This is a genomic window from Pseudoalteromonas sp. SIMBA_162, from assembly GCF_046535955.1.
Lineage (GTDB): Bacteria > Pseudomonadota > Gammaproteobacteria > Enterobacterales > Alteromonadaceae > Pseudoalteromonas > Pseudoalteromonas marina.
This window is the reverse complement of the sequence record NZ_JAWJBQ010001081.1, coordinates 1-241: the sequence shown is the minus strand read 5'-3', so window position 1 is coordinate 241 and position 241 is coordinate 1. Positions and strand designations below refer to the sequence as shown.

Sequence of the window (241 nt, the reverse complement as noted above, 5' to 3'; positions counted from 1 at the left end):
CCAGACTAACGAGGAAACTTTCGCCGCCGGAAAGGGTACGGGTATCGCGTACCGCATCTGCCTGCCAGGTATCAACAACCTCGACTTCCAGCGCCTCGCTGGCTTTGCGCTGTAACAGATAGCGCCCGTGCAGCCGGGTAAGTTGCTGATTAGCGAGATGGACTAAATTATCCAGCGTCAGCCCCTGGGCAAACTTGCGGAATTTATCGCCCTCTTTGGAACCTATTAGCGAATTCAGATA

Annotated in this window: 1 protein-coding gene; it reads right to left on the bottom strand. The window is 53.9% G+C overall.

The features are described from left to right. Positions 1-241, bottom strand: a 241-nt coding sequence (locus tag R0J88_RS23025) for a hypothetical protein (RefSeq protein WP_410901320.1), incomplete at both ends; no start/stop codon positions are given.